This window comes from Methanobrevibacter sp., assembly GCF_045611865.1.
In the GTDB taxonomy this organism is placed as follows: Archaea; Methanobacteriota; Methanobacteria; order Methanobacteriales; family Methanobacteriaceae; genus Methanocatella.
The window spans coordinates 1-18,237 of record NZ_JAZKXX010000024.1 but is presented as its reverse complement, the minus strand read 5'-3'; the positions used below and the strand labels follow the sequence as shown (position 1 = coordinate 18,237).

At 32.2% G+C, this 18,237-nt stretch carries 18 protein-coding genes and 2 rRNA genes; 14 read left to right on the top strand and 6 right to left on the bottom strand.

Annotation, left to right across the window (positions count from 1 at the left end):
• Nucleotides 1-27: 27 nt before the first annotated feature.
• The gene (gene ehaA, locus ACKI32_RS02500) at nucleotides 28-468 is read right to left on the bottom strand and encodes an energy-converting NiFe hydrogenase A subunit EhaA (RefSeq protein WP_407413150.1); all 441 of its coding nucleotides are present in this window, start codon (nucleotides 466-468) and stop codon (nucleotides 28-30) included.
• 376 nt (nucleotides 469-844) lie between these two features.
• Between ehaA and ACKI32_RS02495 the strand changes: the two genes are divergently transcribed.
• Nucleotides 845-1,654 (top strand): CPBP family intramembrane glutamic endopeptidase, encoded by an 810-nt coding sequence (locus ACKI32_RS02495; protein ID WP_407413148.1) that lies wholly within the window; start codon nucleotides 845-847, stop codon nucleotides 1,652-1,654.
• 13 nt (nucleotides 1,655-1,667) lie between these two features.
• Here the strand turns inward: ACKI32_RS02495 and ACKI32_RS02490 are convergent, their stop codons facing one another.
• Nucleotides 1,668-2,039: a hypothetical protein gene (locus tag ACKI32_RS02490; protein ID WP_407413146.1), complete on the bottom strand. Its 372-nt coding sequence runs from the start codon at nucleotides 2,037-2,039 to the stop codon at nucleotides 1,668-1,670.
• A gap of 229 nt (nucleotides 2,040-2,268) precedes the next feature.
• On the opposite strand from ACKI32_RS02490, the gene ACKI32_RS02485 reads away from it, so the two are divergent.
• The 13 genes from ACKI32_RS02485 (at nucleotide 2,269) to ACKI32_RS02425 (ending at nucleotide 15,821) form a co-directional block, all read left to right on the top strand.
• Nucleotides 2,269-2,820, top strand: a complete 552-nt coding sequence (locus ACKI32_RS02485; RefSeq protein ID WP_407413144.1) for a helix-turn-helix domain-containing protein — start codon at nucleotides 2,269-2,271, stop codon at nucleotides 2,818-2,820.
• Between the two features lie 20 nt (nucleotides 2,821-2,840).
• Nucleotides 2,841-4,514: an AMP-binding protein gene (locus tag ACKI32_RS02480; protein ID WP_407413142.1), complete on the top strand. Its 1,674-nt coding sequence runs from the start codon at nucleotides 2,841-2,843 to the stop codon at nucleotides 4,512-4,514.
• A gap of 8 nt (nucleotides 4,515-4,522) precedes the next feature.
• Nucleotides 4,523-4,807 (top strand): 4Fe-4S dicluster domain-containing protein, encoded by a 285-nt coding sequence (locus ACKI32_RS02475; RefSeq protein WP_407413140.1) that lies wholly within the window; start codon nucleotides 4,523-4,525, stop codon nucleotides 4,805-4,807.
• The gene (locus ACKI32_RS02470; protein WP_407413138.1) at nucleotides 4,808-5,923 is read left to right on the top strand and encodes a 3-methyl-2-oxobutanoate dehydrogenase subunit VorB; all 1,116 of its coding nucleotides are present in this window, start codon (nucleotides 4,808-4,810) and stop codon (nucleotides 5,921-5,923) included.
• A 12-nt stretch (nucleotides 5,924-5,935) separates the two neighbouring features.
• Complete coding sequence (locus tag ACKI32_RS02465) at nucleotides 5,936-7,381, top strand: 2-oxoacid:acceptor oxidoreductase family protein (RefSeq protein ID WP_407413136.1); 1,446 nt, start codon at nucleotides 5,936-5,938, stop codon at nucleotides 7,379-7,381.
• A gap of 9 nt (nucleotides 7,382-7,390) precedes the next feature.
• On the top strand, nucleotides 7,391-8,701 hold the full coding sequence (gene gatD / locus ACKI32_RS02460) for a Glu-tRNA(Gln) amidotransferase subunit GatD (RefSeq protein WP_407413134.1): 1,311 nt from the start codon (nucleotides 7,391-7,393) through the stop codon (nucleotides 8,699-8,701).
• A 12-nt stretch (nucleotides 8,702-8,713) separates the two neighbouring features.
• Complete coding sequence (gatE, locus tag ACKI32_RS02455) at nucleotides 8,714-10,579, top strand: Glu-tRNA(Gln) amidotransferase subunit GatE (RefSeq protein ID WP_407413132.1); 1,866 nt, start codon at nucleotides 8,714-8,716, stop codon at nucleotides 10,577-10,579.
• A gap of 124 nt (nucleotides 10,580-10,703) precedes the next feature.
• The gene (locus ACKI32_RS02450; RefSeq protein WP_407413130.1) at nucleotides 10,704-11,615 is read left to right on the top strand and encodes an NAD(P)/FAD-dependent oxidoreductase; all 912 of its coding nucleotides are present in this window, start codon (nucleotides 10,704-10,706) and stop codon (nucleotides 11,613-11,615) included.
• 276 nt (nucleotides 11,616-11,891) lie between these two features.
• Nucleotides 11,892-12,452 carry a GMP synthase subunit A gene (locus ACKI32_RS02445; RefSeq protein ID WP_407413128.1) on the top strand — a complete coding sequence of 187 codons (561 nt, stop codon included), beginning with the start codon at nucleotides 11,892-11,894 and terminating at the stop codon, nucleotides 12,450-12,452.
• Nucleotides 12,453-12,454: 2 nt separating this feature from the next.
• On the top strand, nucleotides 12,455-12,715 hold the full coding sequence (locus tag ACKI32_RS02440) for a hypothetical protein (protein WP_407413126.1): 261 nt from the start codon (nucleotides 12,455-12,457) through the stop codon (nucleotides 12,713-12,715).
• Nucleotide 12,716: 1 nt separating this feature from the next.
• Entirely contained in the window at nucleotides 12,717-13,643 is a 927-nt protein-coding gene (gene guaA / locus ACKI32_RS02435; protein WP_407413124.1) for a glutamine-hydrolyzing GMP synthase, read from the top strand.
• 47 nt (nucleotides 13,644-13,690) lie between these two features.
• The gene (locus tag ACKI32_RS02430) at nucleotides 13,691-14,863 is read left to right on the top strand and encodes a hypothetical protein (RefSeq protein WP_407413122.1); all 1,173 of its coding nucleotides are present in this window, start codon (nucleotides 13,691-13,693) and stop codon (nucleotides 14,861-14,863) included.
• 1 nt (nucleotide 14,864) lies between these two features.
• On the top strand, nucleotides 14,865-15,821 hold the full coding sequence (locus ACKI32_RS02425) for a DegT/DnrJ/EryC1/StrS family aminotransferase (RefSeq protein WP_407413120.1): 957 nt from the start codon (nucleotides 14,865-14,867) through the stop codon (nucleotides 15,819-15,821).
• Here ACKI32_RS02425 and cgi121 read toward each other — a convergent pair.
• The 4 genes from cgi121 to ACKI32_RS02405 all read right to left on the bottom strand — a co-directional run.
• Nucleotides 15,805-16,290, bottom strand: a complete 486-nt coding sequence (gene cgi121, locus ACKI32_RS02420; protein WP_407413118.1) for a KEOPS complex subunit Cgi121 — start codon at nucleotides 16,288-16,290, stop codon at nucleotides 15,805-15,807. The two genes, ACKI32_RS02425 and cgi121, sit on opposite strands and share 17 nt — an antisense overlap.
• A gap of 12 nt (nucleotides 16,291-16,302) precedes the next feature.
• Nucleotides 16,303-17,772, bottom strand: coding sequence for a (R)-citramalate synthase (locus ACKI32_RS02415; protein WP_407413116.1), 1,470 nt, complete (start codon nucleotides 17,770-17,772; stop codon nucleotides 16,303-16,305).
• 90 nt (nucleotides 17,773-17,862) lie between these two features.
• Nucleotides 17,863-17,980: ribosomal RNA gene (gene rrf, locus ACKI32_RS02410) — 5S ribosomal RNA — on the bottom strand.
• A gap of 135 nt (nucleotides 17,981-18,115) precedes the next feature.
• Nucleotides 18,116-18,237: ribosomal RNA gene (locus ACKI32_RS02405) — 23S ribosomal RNA — on the bottom strand; the annotation flags it as partial.

Here is an 18,237-nt window from a genome sequence, read left to right as displayed (position 1 = left end):
TTATCGGAATAACTATAGTTATAAAAATTACAAATAGTTCATTAATGTATAGGTAAATATGATATTAAAAATAAGAGTTTGGTGCGAAGAATTAATAATAGCAATAATTCTTTGTATAATAATTGAATATCCAACATTTATTATTAATATTGTAAATAATGCTGATAAAACACCAATAACAACAGCTAAAACCATTCCGTTATACATAAAAGTATAGTTTAAAACTAGAAATATTGAGAAAATACCCATGGCTATTATTGGAGTTGGATATATCGCACTTTCATCAAAAGAATACCTATATGGTTTGCTTGGAAGTAACGGTAGCTTTAAAACTAAGGCCAACACAATTGAGCAAATAATAGCCACAATATAAGCTAATAAGATATCGAATCCACCAATACTTATATTGGCAAGCCCATAATTACCATAAGAAGCAACTGATATGGTATTATACAACAAATCAAACATATTATTAGACTCCTCTTCAATAATAAATATACATATAAAAATATATAAATATTGTTACTTAAAAAATACATAATTGCTTAATTGTGACTTAAATTAATTATTGGTGGTTTAATTAAAAATAAATATATTTTTATACCAAATAGACTTTAATTAATTGATTTAAACATTATTAAAAAAGTAATAAACAATAATAAATTCGTTATTCTTTGAAAGATATTTATTGGAAACCTTGAAGATATAAAAACCACCAAGAATAATGATTCTAAAATCATCAAAAAAAGATTTTTGTAATACTGAAATAGATAATTTAACCACAATATGGACAATAAATAAAAAAAAAAATTACTTGATTTAAAACAAATCAATAGGCGTTAATATGGATCGTAGCGTAACTAATTTCAATACTCGTTTAAGAACTATTAGACTAAGAGATTTAACTGTTGGAATAATTATTTCAGGCATACTTTTAGGTATTTTAATGGCAATTTTTCCCATAATTGAAGAATCTGCAGATTTAAAATTCATTGTTTTTATAGTATTAATTTTATTATTCTTTGCATGGGCCCTAAAAGGAACAACAGGCTTAAATAATGATTTAGGAGAAGTCAGGGAAAAGGATAATTTTAGAGAAATTCTGTATGTCCTTGCAATAAACCTACTTTTTGCTTATCTATTTACATATTTAATTTCCCTTTTAGATATTCTACTTGGCCTTGGTGATCCAACATGGGTCTCTATGTGGGACATAGATAGTGTAACTATTGATTCAGCCACTTTAATACTTGATGCAATCACTGCAATAATATTTGCACCAGTCATAGAAGAATTGGTATTTAGAGGCGTTTTATTCAACAGATTAAAAATCAGAACTGGTATAATTCCCGCCATGCTCATTTCATCATTCATATTTGGAATTGGCCATGACTTCGGCGGAATGACAAGTGCATTTCTATTTGGAATTTGTATGTGTATTTTATACTTAAAAACGGACAATATTCTAGTTCCAATGACTGTTCATTTTATAAATAACGTTGTAGCCACTGTTTTAGAATTAACGCCATTTGATGCTGTTACTGCACAATTCCCGTTGATTTTTCCTGCATTGCTAATAACAATTATTGGAACATTTTACCTAATTAAATACATTATTAACGAAAGCAGCAAACTTAAGAATCAGTTTGGTTAAAAAAAAGTTAAAATTAGTGGAATCCGCATCCACTACAAGTTTCACATTTCTCTTCTTCAATTGGATCATATTGCTTATCCTCTTGAAGAGTCGCTGATATGAAATATTGGTCAAATTCATTTTTGTTTTTTAAGACTGGAGAAATACCCTTAAACTCACATCTAATATCTCCAGTTCCACCAATATCTACTAAAATTGGTTCACCTAATTTAAATCTTTTAAAATATGCTTCAATTTCATCTTTTAAAGAACCAGGAATTCTAAAATTAAAAGATAAGATATCATTCTCCTTCATTTTTAAGCCGACATATTTTTGATCGATTTCATAATTTAAACCTAATTGTTTTTTAAAAATTATGTTAGTGCCAATTTCATTAGATGCCATTTATAATCTCCTTATTTTTAACTAAATTAGAATTAATGTTTGAGATATATAAAACTTTCCAATATCATTCAACAAATTTGTACATTTAAAAAAATTTTGTTTAAAAAATTTATAACGAATTATCATGATTTTTAATAAGGTTTATATAATTATAAATTCAAAAATTAGATTATGTTATAATATTTAATTATAATATAGAAAATCAATGAGAAAAAATAGGTGTTTATTTATGAACGAATACAACAAAAATATTGGAAATAGAATTAGAGAATTGAGAGAACTTTCAGACATTACAATTAAAGAAATTGCTGAAAAATTAGATATTAGTGAAGAAATTTATATCCAATATGAAAATGCTGAAGTAGACATCCCTGCTAGTTTTTTATACGAACTTGCACATATTTTTAAAGTTGATTTAGGTTTATTATTAACTGGTGAAGAAAGTAGGATGAGCATCTTCGATGTTACTCGTGCAAATAAAGGAGTTTCTGTGGATAGGAGTAAGGAGTACACTCATGAAAACCTATGCTCCAATTTCATTCATAAACAAGCAGAAACATTCCTTGTTGTTGTGGACCCTGAGAAAAATCCTCAACCTTCACTAAATTCACACCCTGGCCAAGAATTTAACTATGTTCTTGAAGGGTCACTTAAAATTTACATACACAATAATGAAATCGTGTTAAATGAAGGGGATTGTATCTTCTTTGATTCAACACACAGACACGCAATGGTGGCGCTTAACGATAAACCTGCTAAATTTTTAGCAGTAATCATATAATACTTACAGGAGTTAATTAAATGACATCACTTATAGGAGATTTTGTTGAAAGAGTTGATTTTGACTCGTATGAAGACTTTTTTGAAAATTTTAAACTTAAATACAATGATGACTTTAATTTTGGATTTGATGTTGTAGACAAATATGCTGAAATTGATCCAGAGAAAATCGCATTAGTTTGGACTAATGACCGCGATGAACATCACACTTTCACTTTTAAAGACATGAAAGAATATTCCAACAGAACTGCAAATTTATTCAAACGTTTAGGAATTAAAAAAGGCGATTCTGTAATGTTAACCCTTAAAAACAGATACGAATGGTGGTTCTGTATGGTTGCATTACATAAAATCGGTGCAATAGCTATTCCCGGAACCCATATGTTAAAACTTCATGATATTGACTTTAGATTAAAACAAGCCGAAGTAAAACTTGTTGTATCCATTGAAGAAGATTCTTTACTCCCAGATTATGAAAAAGCACAAGAAGAATTAGGAACTGACTTGAAAAAATTAGTTATTGAAACTGAAAGAGACGGTTGGATTAATTTCAATGAAGCAATCGAAAAAGAAAGTCCCATATTTGAAAGGCCAACTGGTGAAGATAAAACCTATGCAGAGGAAGTATTTTTAATATATTTCACATCCGGAACTAGCGGTCTTCCAAAAATGGTTTCACACAAACATACTTATGCTTTAGGCCATATTCCAACTGCTAAATACTGGCATAATGTTGTAGAAGATGGAATCCACCACAGTTCAGCAGATACTGGATGGGGAAAAGCAGTATGGGGAAACATTTATGGTCAATGGATTAGTGGAACTGGAATATTTATTTACGACTACGACAGATTCAATGGAATCAAATTACTTGAAAAAGTAATTGAAAATAAGGTAAATACTTTCTGTGCTCCTCCAACTGTTTATAGGTTCTTGATTAAGGAAAATATCAAAGGTTATGACTTTTCAAATTTCAGTTATGTAACCACTGCAGGAGAGCCATTACCTCCAGAAGTATCCGATAGATTCTATGAAATTTCAGGTTTGAGAATTAAAGAAGGATTTGGTCAGACTGAAACTGTTTTATCAATTGGAACATATATTTGGTTAGATGCTAAAGTCGGTTCTATTGGTAAACCTTCTCCATTATTTGATTTAAGATTATTAGATGAAAATGATGAAAGAGTAGAAATTGGAGATGAAGGTGAACTCTGTTTTAAACTAGAAGATGGGCCAAACCCTGGATTATTCAAAGAATATTATAAAGACCCCGTAAAACAAGCACAACAAATACATGATGGATATTACCATTGTGGAGATACCGCTTGGGTTGATGAAGATGGATATGTTCACTTTGTTGGAAGAAACGATGACATAATTAAATCTTCAGGTTACCGTATTGGACCGTACGAAGTAGAAAGTGCAGTATTGTCTCACGAAGCAGTATCAAACTGTGCAATTACCGCTTATCCTGATGAAATAAGAGGTCAAATTGTAAAAGCAACAATCATTTTACAACCTGGCTTTGAACCATCAGAATCACTTACAAAAGACATTCAAAATCATGTTAAAAATGTAACTGCTCCTTATAAATACCCAAGAATGATTGAATATGTTGATGAGATTCCAGAAACAATCAGTGGTAAAACAAGGAGAGTTGAAATAAGAGAAAATGATCAAAAAAAAGTTAATTAGATGATAAAATGACAGAAGAAATATCTTATCCCGTTATCAATAAAGAAATTTGCAAAGGATGTCGAAGATGTATTGTAGGATGTCCTCAAAATGCAATTTTACTTAGTGATGAAATGAATAATGCTGGATACCAATTCGCTTATTATAGTGGAAACGGTTGTACTGGATGTAAAGACTGTTATTTTACATGCCCCGAACCATTAGCATTAGAAGTGCATCAAATTAAAAAAATTGTTAACGATCAAGTAGGAAAAATGATTAAAGCTAAAGTATCTAGTAAAGGGGGAGAATAAATGAGTAATCAAATGGTAAAAGGGAATACCGCAGTTGTCATTGGTGCAATGTATGCTGGCTGTGATTGTTTCTTTGGATACCCAATTACTCCAGCAAGTGAAATTTTACACGAAGCATCCAAATATTTCCCAATGGTTGGAAGAAACTTTGTTCAAGCTGAAAGTGAAGAAGCATCAATAAACATGGTTTATGGTGCATCAGGTACTGGTCACAGAGTAATGACTTCTTCATCAGGACCAGGTATTAGTTTAATGCAAGAAGGATTTACTTTTCTTGCAGGTGCTGAGTTACCTGCTGTCATTGTTGATATTATGAGAGCAGGACCTGGACTTGGAAATATTGGACCTGAACAAGGAGATTATAATCAAGTTGTTAAAGGAGGAGGTCACGGAAACTATAAAAACATAGTTTTAGCCCCTAATAGTGTTCAAGAGATGTGTGATTTAACCATGAAAGCATTTGAACTTGCAGACAAATGGAGAAATCCTGTTGTAGTTTTAGCTGACGGTACACTTGGACAAATGGCCGAACCATTAGTTTTCCCTGAAAAAGCAATTGAACCTAAAAATGATAAAGATTGGGCAGTGAAAGGAACAAAAGAAACTATGGACAATCTTATTACTTCAATTTTCAATGATTTCAATGACTTGGAAGATTTCAACTTTAAACTTCAAGAGAAATATGCAAAAATCGAAAAAGAAGAGGTTCTTTTTGAAGAATATCAAGTTGAAGATGCTGAAATTGTTTTAGTCTCATATGGTATCAGTTCAAGAATTGCAAGATCTGCCGTTGATAAAAGTCGTGAAAAAGGATTAAAAGTTGGACTTTTAAGACCTATTACATTATCACCTTTCCCAGTTGATAAAATAAAAGAACTAGCAGACAAAGGTGTTAGTTTTATTTCAGTTGAAATGAGTAACGGCCAACTATTAGCAGATGTGCAATTTGCAGCACTTAGAAAAGATGATACATACCTTGTTAATAGAATGGGTGGAAATTTAATTGAATTAAAACATATATTGGCAAAAATTTATGAAATAGCTGGTGTTGAAGGCGAAGAAATAGATACTTCAAAAAGAAGTGATGAAAAAGCTAGTCCAAATATTATTGATTAAGGATGTGGAAAAATGAGCGAAAAAGAATTTAATGATAAAGATTATGAATTACAAGTACGTAGAAATCCACAATCCCTTTTAGAAGAGTATCCTAGAAAAGGAACTAATATTCAATCAACACACTACTGTGCAGGTTGTGGACATGGAATTTTACATAAATTAATTGCAGAATGTATGGATGAACTTGGAATCCAAGAAAGATGCGTAATGATTTCCCCTGTCGGATGTTCAGTATATGCTTATTTCTATTTTAACTGCGGAAACTTCCAAACTGCACACGGAAGAGCACCTGCAGTAGCTACAGGTATTTCAAGGGCACAAGATAATGCTATTGTAATGAGTTATCAAGGAGATGGAGATTTAGCTTCAATTGGTTTAAATGAAACTTTACAGGCTGCAAACCGTGGAGAAAAAATTGCAGTATTTTTCGTAAACAACACCGTTTACGGAATGACTGGCGGACAAATGGCACCAACTACATTAATTGGTGAAAAAACAGTTACCTGTCAAACTGGAAGAGACCCTGATTATACAGGACACCCTACCCACATGTGTGAGTTAATTAACACTTTAAAAGCACCAGTATTCATTGAAAGAGTTTCTCTTGCAAATCCTTTAAAAATTAGACTTGCTAAATTTGCAATAAAACAAGCTCTAACCGTTCAAAAAGAAGGAAAAGGATATTCATTTGTTGAAGTATTATCACCTTGTCCAACTAACTTAAAACAGGATGTTGCAAGTGCACAGAAATTTATTGAAGAACAAATGGAAAAAGAGTTCCCTGTTAAAAACTTCAGAAACGATTTATATACCAAAGAACCTGTTCAAAGACCAGCCAGTGATTTTTCAACTGAATCATTAGATAAAATCTTTAATGTAAAAAGAAGTGATGATTCAGATTATGTTGATGATGACATCAAACCATTAAGCATTAAAGTTTCTGGATTTGGTGGTCAAGGAGTTTTAAGTGCTGGACTTACCATTGCTCAAGCTGCATGTGCTGAAGGAAAACATGTATCCTGGTATCCTAGTTACGGACCAGAACAAAGGGGTGGAAAATCTAATTGTTCTGTTGTAATTTCTAATGAAACAATAGGAACTCCAGTTGTTGATGATATTGACATTCTTATTGCTTTAAACAAACCATCTTTAGAACAATTTTCACAAGATGTTAAAGAAGGTGGAGTAATACTTTACGATGCAAAAATTGGTGAATTTGAAACTGATAGAAACATAAAAGTTATTGCTATGCCTTGTGTTGATATTGCAGAAGAGCATGGAAATGCTAGAACTGCAAATACTGCGCTTTTAGGAGCATTAACTGAATTAGGTGATGTTTTAAAACGTGAAAGTTACGAAAATGCTATTCGTGAAATGTTTGCATCTAAACCAAAAGTCATTGATGTGAACATTGAAGTTTTAAAAGCTGGAGCAGAATGGTTAAAAAACAATTCATAGTGTGATTTAATGACATATAAAGAAATTTCAAGAAGTTATTTAGAAAATTACGGTTTAGGTATAGGAGATACAATTAAAGTACATAAAGAAGACATTTCTTATACTGGTATTTTACTTGACCGTCCAGAAGATGCTGATGATGGATATATTGTTTTGAAATTATCCAGTGGTTATAACATCGGTGTAGCTATTGAAAGTACTACAGCTGAGTTATTGGAAAAAGGAGATAAGCCAAAAATTGGATATGATGAAACTGAAATTCCACATGATGAATCAAAACAGAATATTTCAATTGTATCTACTGGTGGTACAGTATCATCTGTTATTGATTATAGAACTGGAGCAGTGCATCCTAAATTTACTGCATCTGATTTAGTTAAAGCTAACCCAGAATTATTAGATTATGCAAATTACAATGTTAAAGCATTATATAACATTTTAAGTGAAAATATGAAACCTGAATACTGGGTTAAAGCAGCTGAAGAAATTGCAAATGATATCAGCAATGGATCAGACGGTGTTGTAATAGCTCATGGTACTGATACAATGCATTATACATCAGCAGCACTTAGTTTCATGTTGAAAACACCAGTCCCAATCATCATTACTGGTGCTCAAAGAAGTTCCGATAGACCTTCAAGTGATGCCAACATCAATTTAATTGATTCTGTAATTGCAGCAAAATCCGACATTGCAGAAGTGTGTGTCTGTATGCACGGAAGTTTAAATGACCAGTACACCTACTTACACAAAGGAACAAAAGTTAGAAAAATGCATACTTCAAGAAGAGACACATTCAGAAGTATTAATGCTCAACCAATAGCTAAAATTGAAAATAAGAAAGTAAACATTAATCCTGATTATGACTATGCAAAAAGAGGAACTAATGAACTTGAATTAAATACTGCTATTGAAGAAAAAGTCGGATTTATTAAGAGTTTTCCTGGAATTTCTGAAGAATATGTTGAATATCACATTGATAAAGGTTATAAAGGCCTCGTTATTGAAGGAACTGGTCTTGGACATGTTCCAAATAACTTAATTGACTCATTTAAAAGAGCGCAAAATGAAAATATTCCAGTCATTATGACCTCACAATGTCTTTATGGAAGAGTGAATATGAACGTTTACTCAACTGGTCGTGAAATTCTTGATGCCGGAGTAATTTCCGGGCTGGATATGACTCCAGAAACTACATATGTTAAATTATGCTGGGCATTAGGTCAAAGTGACGATTACAACGAAGTAAAAGAAATTATGCATAAAAATATTGCCGGTGAATTCGGTGAGAAATCATCAATTAAGGATTTCTTAAATTAAGGAGTTGTTAAGATGGATTATGAAAAATTAGGATTAAAAATGGGACTTGAAATTCACCAACAATTAAACAGTGAGCATAAATTATTCTGCCCATGTAAAACAGAACTTGTTGATGATGATTTTGATGAATTAATTCAAAGAAAATTAAGACCAACACAATCCGAGCTTGGAGAAATCGATAGAGCAGCTCTTCAAGAATCTTTAAGAGGCCTTAATTTCAAGTATGAAAACTTTGAAAAACATACTTGTCTTGTTGAAAACGATGATGAACCGCCACACAGCTTAAATGAAGAAGCTTTAGATATATGTATTACAATTGCCTGTTTGATGAATATGCATATTGTAGACGAATTCCATACAATGAGAAAACAGGTTATTGATGGAAGTAACACTGGTGGATTCCAACGTACAGGTATGGTTGCAACTGACGGATACTTAGATACTCCCTATGGAAAAGTAATTATTGAAAGTCTTGGCCTTGAAGAGGATGCTGCAAGAAGAGTGGAAACCAAAGATGGATTTACCGAATTTAGATTAGACAGATTAGGTATTCCTCTTGCAGAAATTACAACAGACCCTTCAATGCATCATCCAGATCAAGTAAGAGAAGTAGCATATATGCTTGGTCAAATATTAAGAAGTACCAATGTTAAAAGAGGTCTTGGAACAATCAGACAAGATTTGAACATTTCCATTGCTGAAGGTGCCCGTGTAGAAATCAAAGGTGTGCAAGACTTGGATTTGATGGCTGAAATTGTAAATCGTGAAGTAACAAGACAATTGGAATTAATAGATATTAAAAAAGAACTTACTGCAAGAAATGCTGAAGTTCTAGAAGAAATTCACACTTTAGATGACTTATTTGAAAATACTGAATCCAAAATTTTAAAATCTGCCAAAACAATAAAAGCAGTTGTCTTAAAAGGATTTGATAGTTTGATTGGTCGTGAAGTACAACCGGGCAGAAGATTTGGAACTGAAATTGCAAGCTATGCTAAAAAACGTGGTGTTTCAGGAATTTTCCACACCGATGAATTGCCTGCTTATGGAATTACTGCCGAAGAAGTTGATAAAGTAAACGATTTCCTAAACATTGGCGAAGATGATGCATTTATTATTGTAGCCCACGATGAAGATATTGCTATTTCTGCACTAGAAGAAGTTAAAAGAAGAGCCAATTTAGGTCTTGAGGGTGTTGTAGAAGAAACAAGAAAAGCACTTGACGATGGAAACACAGAATACATGAGACCACTTCCAACTGCTAACAGAATGTATCTTGAAACCGATATTCCATTATTCAAAATTACATCTGAAAGAATTGAACCAATAGCAAATAACTTACCAGAATTACCGGATGTTAAACAAGCCAGAATTATTGAAGAATACAAATTGAGTGAAGATTTGGCAACACAACTTGTTAAAAGACAAGAAGCTGACATGTTTGAAGCTATTTTAACAGACGTTGATGTGGATGCAACTCCTGTAGCATCTCTACTTGCATATGATTTAAGAGAAATCAAAAGAGAAGGTCATGACATTAATGTGTTAACCTTAGACCACTTTAAAGGTATTTTCACTCTCCTATCAGACGGTAAAATCGCAAAAGATAGCGTTCGTAAACTTGCAGTTGAAACAATTAAAACTCCTGATGTGGAGATTGCTGAAATTGCAGAGAAAAACAATTTAACAATGCTAAGCGATGATGACGTAAGTAAAATCATTTCTGAAATTGTTGCTCAAAATGAAGGAATGGTAAAAGAACGTCAAATGGGTGCAATGGGTCCTTTAATGGGGATGTGCATGAAACAACTTAAAGGAAAAGCAGATGGTGGCCTAGTAAATAAAATTGTACGTGAAGAAATTCAAAAATTAATTTAAGGAAAATCTCATTTGAGATTTCCTAAACTCTCTTTTTAAAGATTTTTTCTCAGAAAAATTGAAAATATATAATACTCCTTTTCACAATAAATATAATCAACTTAATAATTTTTGGGGACATAACATGGAAAAATTTGACATTATTATCATAGGTGCTGGACCGGGAGGCCTAACAGCAGGGATTTATGCAGGCCGCCAAGGAACTAAGAATTTAATCATAGATAAAAATTTAGCAGGAGGATTAGGTCGTGAAGTTCCTGAAATGGAAAATTATCCTGGTTTTGACAATATTTCAGGTTTAGAATTAATAGAAAAAATGAAAGCACAATCCGTTAAAAACTGCCAGTTAAACGAAATGGAAGAAGTTCAAGAAATCATCAAAACAGATAATGAATACCGTTTCACAGTTAAGACAAATAAAGATTCTTATCAATCAAAAACAATCATTTTGGCAACAGGCAGTTCCCACAGACATTTAAATACCATAGGCGAAGAAGAATTTAAAGGAAAAGGAGTGAGTTATTGCGCTACATGTGATGGATTCTTCTTTGCAGGACGAGACATCATCATGGTTGGTGGAGGAAACAGTGCCCTTCAAGAAGCATTATACCTTAAAAACTTAGGTGCAAATGTTACAATTGTTCACAGAAGAGATGAATTTAGAGCTCAAAAACACCTGCAAAACTTAATAAGAGAAGCTGGAATTAATGTTATCTTAAATGCTACCGTTGAAGAGATAAAAGGTGAAATGCTTGTTGAATCCGTTATTCTTAAAGATACAGTAACAAACGAGTTAAGTGAACATCCCACCAATGGTGTTTTCATAAGTGTCGGCTATGTCCCGCACACAGAACTTGCCAAACAGTTAGGAGTCAGCCTGGATGAAACCGGACATATTTTAACTGATAAGAATCAAAAAACTAATGTTGATTACGTATATGCAATTGGTGACGTTTGTGTTGGTCTAAAACAGTGGGTTGTTGCATGCGGTGAAGGTGCAGTTGCTGCAACTTCCGCATTTCAAGACATCCAATAAGTTAATAACGTTCTTGTAAGTACATATAGATAAAGAATGCAATAAGAAGCACTACAATTACTGGTAACAACCACATAAATATTTTAAGTAATATGACTGCTATAAAAATAGCGGCAATAATAAATATTAAATCTCTAAATTCCATGTAACATTGATTTATTTAATGTACTATATAAACTTTAATAGATTTTTACTTTTTTCATAGACTCATTCATAATAACATATAATAATTATAAAAATCAAAAATAATATCATTATATTTTCATGGAGTATAAAATGACAATATTAGTTATTAATAATAAAGGACAGTATAATCACAGAATTCAGAGATCATTACAATATCTCCAAATTCCATCAGAACTTGTTTCAAATACATTAACAATTGATGAGATTGAAGCTAAAAATCCAATTGGATTAATTTTAGGTGGAGGACCATCCCTTGAAGGTGCAGGAAACAGTGAAGAATATATCAAGCACTTTGATATTCCAATTTTAGGAATATGTCTTGGACACCAATTAATTGCAAAGGCATATGGTGGAGAAGTTGAGACCTCTGATACTGAAAGTTATGCACAAGTTAAAATTAACATTAATAATGATAAAACTTTATTTGAAGGTTTAGCTCCTGAAATGGATGTTTGGTCTTCACATAAAGACGAAGTGAAAAGTATTCCTGAAGATTTTGAAATATTAGCAAGTTCAAACTTATGTGATGTTGAATCCTTTAAACATAAAGATAAAGATGTATACGGAATTCAATTCCACCCAGAAGTACATCACACTCCTAAAGGATCAATAATCTTTGAAAACTTCTATAAAATCTGTCAAAAGGTGTAATGATGATTGATAATGCAGATGATTTAAGAGACAAAGCAAATGAATTTAAACCAGGTTTAAAAAAGAAATACGTCAACATACCAATCGGTGATGAAGAATATGGATTTAGAATTTCTGGAATCGGAGCTAAATCTGTAAAAATAGAAAAATACATTAAATATGATGATATTTTTGAAGCTATTGAATCTGGTAATGATAACGGCCTTGAAGCTATGATTAAACAAATCATTGAAGATTACGAAGAAGACGACGATGAGGAATAAAATGTTAAGTCCTAAAGAATTTATTGAAGATGCAATTCAAAAAATCAAAGACCAAATTGGAGATGAAAAAGCAATTATTGCACTTTCAGGAGGAGTTGACAGTTCAGTATGTTCCGTGCTAGTTCAAGAAGCTATCGGAGATAATTTAACTGCAGTTTTTGTTGATCATGGTCTTTTAAGAGAAGGTGAAGTTGAACAAGTAACCAATACCTTTAAAGACAGATTAAACTTCAAATTTGTAGATGCTTCTGATGAATTTATGGATGCTCTTGCAGGTCATGACGACCCTGAAGATAAAAGAAAAATCATCGGAAAAGTGTTCATCGACGTGTTTGAAAGAGAAGCTATTAAATCTGGAGCTAAATTCTTAGTTCAAGGAACTATTGCACCGGATTGGATTGAAACCAAAGGTGAAATCAAATCCCATCATAACTTAGCTCTTCCAAGCGGAATGGAATTAGAACTTTGTGAACCAATCCGTGACTTATACAAAGATGAAGTAAGAGAAATCGGTGATGAATTAGGCCTTCCTGCAACAACTGTATACAGACAACCTTTCCCAGGCCCTGGTCTTGGAGTACGTGTTGTTGGAGCACTTACAAGAGAGAATGTCGAAATTTGTAGAAAAGCAAACAAAATCGTTTGTGATGAAGTTGAAAAAGCAGGCATTGATAAAGAAGTATGGCAATACTTTGCAGTTTTAACTGACACTAAAGTTACAGGTGTTAAAGGAGACCAAAGAGACTTTGGATATCTTGTAGTTGTTAGAATTGTTAATTCAATTGATGCAATGACCGCATCAGTTGCTGAACTTCCTTGGGAAGTCGTTCAAACAATTTCTAAAAGAATTACTTCAGAAATTTCTGAAGTCACCCATGTTGCTTTATCCATTAGTGATAAACCACCTGCAACCATCGAATTCTGTTAAATACTATTCTAATCAATAGTATTTTTCTTTTTACTTTTTTTAAAACTATGAAAACCACAAAAAATGCATATCTGGCCAAATTAACAGAACAAATCCAAATGAAATCTGTTAAAGTTGGAAAAAATCTTGAAGGAACAACCCCACCATCAGTTTTTATTGGCAGATGGTCCTATCCTAAAGTTTATGCTGGACCAATGATGAGTTCCCAAATGGGAGATACATCAATCATGGACTCTCCTGAAGATTGGATTGGTCAAAACAAAACCCAAGATGAACTCATCAATTATAGAATGAATCTTGTTCGTGGAAAACAATTAATCAAAATCGATGATTTGGAAAATCCTTTTGTCGAAAAACTTCAGGACATATCTCTTGCATCAAAATCAATTGACAGTGAAGCCACTTTTGGAAGACGTCCAACCGGATCTATGCTTACAGAAGACAGCATGCCCCATGGCCCAAGTGCTGTAATTGAAAAGTTTGACATTGATGCTGTTAAATGGGACAAACAACTTGAAAAAACGTTTTACGACACTGACCTGAAAGCAACAGAAGCGGTTGTTAATCTTCACAATAAAGATGTTCCATTTACTGCAATGCAAAAAGCATTTTCTGTTGGTGCAATTGGAACAAAAAAGAGAAGACGCCTAGTTCCAACACGTTGGTCAATCACCGCCTGTGATTCAACACTGGCCGATGAGTTTTTAAAAGAAGTGAGGAAATTTGACATACTTGACACTTATAGAGTATTTGAATTTGGAGCTTTGAACAATTATTATATTATTATTTTAACACCAACTGAATGGCAATACGAATGGTATGAAGCATTTATTAAGTTAATGCGCAATGAAGAGTTGATATTTTCAGACTATGAAACAAATGGAGGTAAAAAAGAATACTCCATAGTTGGTGGCTGTTATTATACTGCAAAAATGGCAGTTCTTGATTATTTGCAAAAAATTAAAAAACAATCCGGATTAATTATTTTAAGGGAAGCTTATGAGGGATATGTTCCATTAGGTGTTTTTAATGTAAGAGAAAACATAAAAGAAGCTATGATGCTTCCTTACCTTGAGTTCGAAACATTGGAAAATTGCCTTGAATATGCTGGCGAAAGATTAAGAATACCTATAAACAGATATGTAAAACAAGGAACACTTCTAAATGAAATGCTTCACACTAAACAAACTACACTTGATATGTACTTTAAAACTGGTTAATATGTTTAAATTTAAAACTCCTGCCAATGAAACTAAAAAAATAATGTCTGATGTTGCATCAGGTAAATTAAGTAATACAAACTTTGAAGAGAAGTGTATTGATAAGATTAAAGATTTGACAAACCACGAAGAAGTTAAAATTACTTCAAGTGGGAACAACAGCATTTTTATCGCACTTTCAGCTATCGAAGGAGATATTATTGTTCCAGATCAAGGTGGATGGCATGGTTTTAAACAAATTGCCAAATTTTTAGGAAAAAACATAATAACACTAAAAACAGATTTGGGTCTTATCAATCCTGAAAATATTGATGATTTGGAACTAAATGAAAATTCAGCACTGATTTTTACAAGTTTTGCAGGATACACTGCTGAACAAGACATTAAAAGTATTTCAAAGTATTGTAGAAACAATAATATAACAACAATTGAAGATGCATCTGCCGGAATTGGTGATAAAGAAAATGTTTTAGGAAATGGCAAATATTGCGATATCATAATTGCATCAACTGGTTCACCTAAAATTATCAATGTTGGAAATGGTGGATTTATCACAACAAGCAATCCCGAAATTTTTACAAAAACTACACTTCCTCAAAAATTAAGTAAAACTACTGAAATTATATGTAGTGGTATAGATAGTGAGCTTGATAATGTTAGTGAAAAACTAGAACTTACATTAAATGCAACATCCTATTTAAAAAAACATGTACCTCATGTAATCCATGCAAATAAAAGAGGTGTTAATGTAATTATATCTACTGATGATGCAAAGTCAATTAGTTGGGATTTGAAAAAAAGATTAACCACAGATAAAAGTGGATTCATAACCACATGTCCAAATTATAATCGCATAAAACAAAAAGCAATTGCAGTTGAAATTAAAAACCTGGATTACAATTGTCTTAAAAAAGAATACTTAGATAAAATATTAAATGAAATTAATAATCTACTGTAAGTTTTGTGATTCGGTCAATAATAATTTCCTCAATTGACAGATTTTGAACTTCAGCATCACTTATTTTATAGATTTCCATTAAATGTTTCTCATTAGGAACAAAAACACCATCATCTAATGGGAATATAGAAGATAACTCAGACATATAATCTTTGCAATTAATTAAAACAGCACAAATATCGATAGGCCCTTCTTTAAGACCTAAAATTTTAAAGGCTTTTGAAATTTGTCTTTGTGCAGAACATCTAAGAGCAATTTCAACACTTAAATCCTTTGCTAAGTTTTCACCACGCTCAAAAGCAAGGACTGCCTGATTGATACCATGAATAACATGATTTTTAGAGGCAATGGAATCTGCATTTAGAAGTTGGATTATTTCATCGTCTTTTTTAATTGAATCTATTAAATCAAGAGTTTTACCAACAGATTCAATGTCGGCTTTAAAACCTAAAATTAAAACATTATCCATATGCATAAAACCTTACGCTCCCAATAATCTATTCACACCGGCAATATATGCTTTTACACTAGCATTAATAATATCTGGTTCAGTACCGCGAGCAGAAACAACTTTATCTCCTTTTTGTAATTTAATAATTACATCAATAAAAGCATCAGTACCACCAGTAATTGCATCTACGTGATATTCTATTAAATCAACATCTTTGAAAATATCTAAAGATTTAATAGCATTAATTGCGGCATCAACAGGACCTAAACCTACTCCCGCATTTAATATTTCTTCGCCATCAATTGTGATTTTAACAGAAGCAGTAGGCATGACCTTATTTCCTGATACAATAGTTACCTCATCAAGTTTTATTCTATCTTCATGATTTATTTCTAAAACATTATCAGCAATTACTTGTAAATCAACATCAGTGACAGTTTTACCTTTATCTGCTAGCTCTTTAATATCATCACATATTTGTTTAAGTTGATTTTGATTAACATTTAATCCCAATTCTTTTAATCTGTTATCCAGACCATGAGTTCCCATATGTTTTCCAATGATAAACTTACGTTTTCTCCCAACAAGTTCGGGAGTCATTGGTTCATATGTTGCAGAATTTTTAATAATTCCATCTGAATGGATTCCAGATTCATGAGCAAAAGCATTTTCACCAACAATCGCTTTATTAGGTTGGATATATACTCCTGTTAATCTTGCAACCAATTTTGAAATATCATAAATTTCATTTATTTTAATATTTGTTGAAAATTGAGGCAATAACCTGTCAATACTTACAACACATTCTTCAAAAGAAGTATTGCCTGCTCTTTCACCAATACCATTTATAGTAGTGTGAATTTCAGATGCTCCACCTTTTAAGGCAGATAAAGTATTAGCAACCGCAAGACCAAAATCATTGTGACAGTGAACAGCAATTGGAACGTTAAAATCTTTAAAATTACTTAACAATTCAAAAGAAGTATCTGGAGTTAAAATACCAACAGTATCACATACACATAATCTATCTGCATTATGGTCTACTGCATTAATATAGACAGATTTTAGAAAATCAACATCACTTCTAGATGCATCTTCAGCGGACAATTCAACAATTAATCCATGATCTTTACAGTAATCAACAGCATTATTAGATAAATCAATTAATTCATCACGTGTAGTTTTAAGTTTATCTGAAATATGTAAATCTGATGTTGGGACAACAAGATTAACTCCATCAACATCACAATCAAGACAATAATCAATATCACCAATTAAAGGTCTTGAAAAACTTAAAATTTCAGCTTCAAATCCTTGTTTTGTAATTTCTTTAATAGATTCTCTTTCACCTTCAGAGGTAATTGCAGAACCTGCTTCAATATAGTCAATGCCAATTTCATCTAACTTAGTGGCAATTCTTAATTTCTCTAAAGGTGTCAATGAAACACCTGGAGTTTGTTCTCCATCACGTAATGTTGTATCTAATACTTTAATGTTCATAAAATCACCGGAAATAATGCAATAGCGGTATTAAGTAATAAAAAGTATCTAAAAAAACAGTTAAAATAAAGTAATAATTGTAATAGAGAAAGCTTGCAGCGAAATGAAATTCCCATAGAAAACCATAGTACACAAACAAAACACAAAAGGACTTCACTACTGGGATCGAAACGAGACCAGGTATAACCCCCATGCTATGACCGCAATACTTACCTATTACATATGAGTATGAAAAATAAATTATAATACTGTGCAACTTTCACCCTTACTGTTAACACCTAACCAAATTATTACTAGACCATACATCACTTGAAATAAGCTCAATATTAGTCTACTAACAATTAAAATAATGCAAGCGAACAATTGGAAGCAGCGGACTCAACAACTCGGAAAAAAAACCTCGAAGCTTACATCCCTACCCCATCAAACAAGTCTTCTACTCGCGTCCTAAGCAATCTATTTTCA

Excerpts from the sequence above, each read along its gene's own strand:
- ehaA (WP_407413150.1), bottom strand. The coding sequence starts at position 468 with ATGTTTGATTTGTTGTATAATACCATATCAGTTGCTTCTTATGGTAAT.
- ACKI32_RS02495 (WP_407413148.1), top strand. The coding sequence starts at position 845 with ATGGATCGTAGCGTAACTAATTTCAATACTCGTTTAAGAACTATTAGA.
- ACKI32_RS02490 (WP_407413146.1), bottom strand. The coding sequence starts at position 2,039 with ATGGCATCTAATGAAATTGGCACTAACATAATTTTTAAAAAACAATTA.
- ACKI32_RS02485 (WP_407413144.1), top strand. The coding sequence starts at position 2,269 with ATGAACGAATACAACAAAAATATTGGAAATAGAATTAGAGAATTGAGA.
- ACKI32_RS02480 (WP_407413142.1), top strand. The coding sequence starts at position 2,841 with ATGACATCACTTATAGGAGATTTTGTTGAAAGAGTTGATTTTGACTCG.
- ACKI32_RS02475 (WP_407413140.1), top strand. The coding sequence starts at position 4,523 with ATGACAGAAGAAATATCTTATCCCGTTATCAATAAAGAAATTTGCAAA.
- ACKI32_RS02470 (WP_407413138.1), top strand. The coding sequence starts at position 4,808 with ATGAGTAATCAAATGGTAAAAGGGAATACCGCAGTTGTCATTGGTGCA.
- ACKI32_RS02465 (WP_407413136.1), top strand. The coding sequence starts at position 5,936 with ATGAGCGAAAAAGAATTTAATGATAAAGATTATGAATTACAAGTACGT.
- gatD (WP_407413134.1), top strand. The coding sequence starts at position 7,391 with ATGACATATAAAGAAATTTCAAGAAGTTATTTAGAAAATTACGGTTTA.
- gatE (WP_407413132.1), top strand. The coding sequence starts at position 8,714 with ATGGATTATGAAAAATTAGGATTAAAAATGGGACTTGAAATTCACCAA.
- ACKI32_RS02450 (WP_407413130.1), top strand. The coding sequence starts at position 10,704 with ATGGAAAAATTTGACATTATTATCATAGGTGCTGGACCGGGAGGCCTA.
- ACKI32_RS02445 (WP_407413128.1), top strand. The coding sequence starts at position 11,892 with ATGACAATATTAGTTATTAATAATAAAGGACAGTATAATCACAGAATT.
- ACKI32_RS02440 (WP_407413126.1), top strand. The coding sequence starts at position 12,455 with ATGATTGATAATGCAGATGATTTAAGAGACAAAGCAAATGAATTTAAA.
- guaA (WP_407413124.1), top strand. The coding sequence starts at position 12,717 with ATGTTAAGTCCTAAAGAATTTATTGAAGATGCAATTCAAAAAATCAAA.
- ACKI32_RS02430 (WP_407413122.1), top strand. The coding sequence starts at position 13,691 with ATGAAAACCACAAAAAATGCATATCTGGCCAAATTAACAGAACAAATC.
- ACKI32_RS02425 (WP_407413120.1), top strand. The coding sequence starts at position 14,865 with ATGTTTAAATTTAAAACTCCTGCCAATGAAACTAAAAAAATAATGTCT.
- cgi121 (WP_407413118.1), bottom strand. The coding sequence starts at position 16,290 with ATGGATAATGTTTTAATTTTAGGTTTTAAAGCCGACATTGAATCTGTT.
- ACKI32_RS02415 (WP_407413116.1), bottom strand. The coding sequence starts at position 17,772 with ATGAACATTAAAGTATTAGATACAACATTACGTGATGGAGAACAAACT.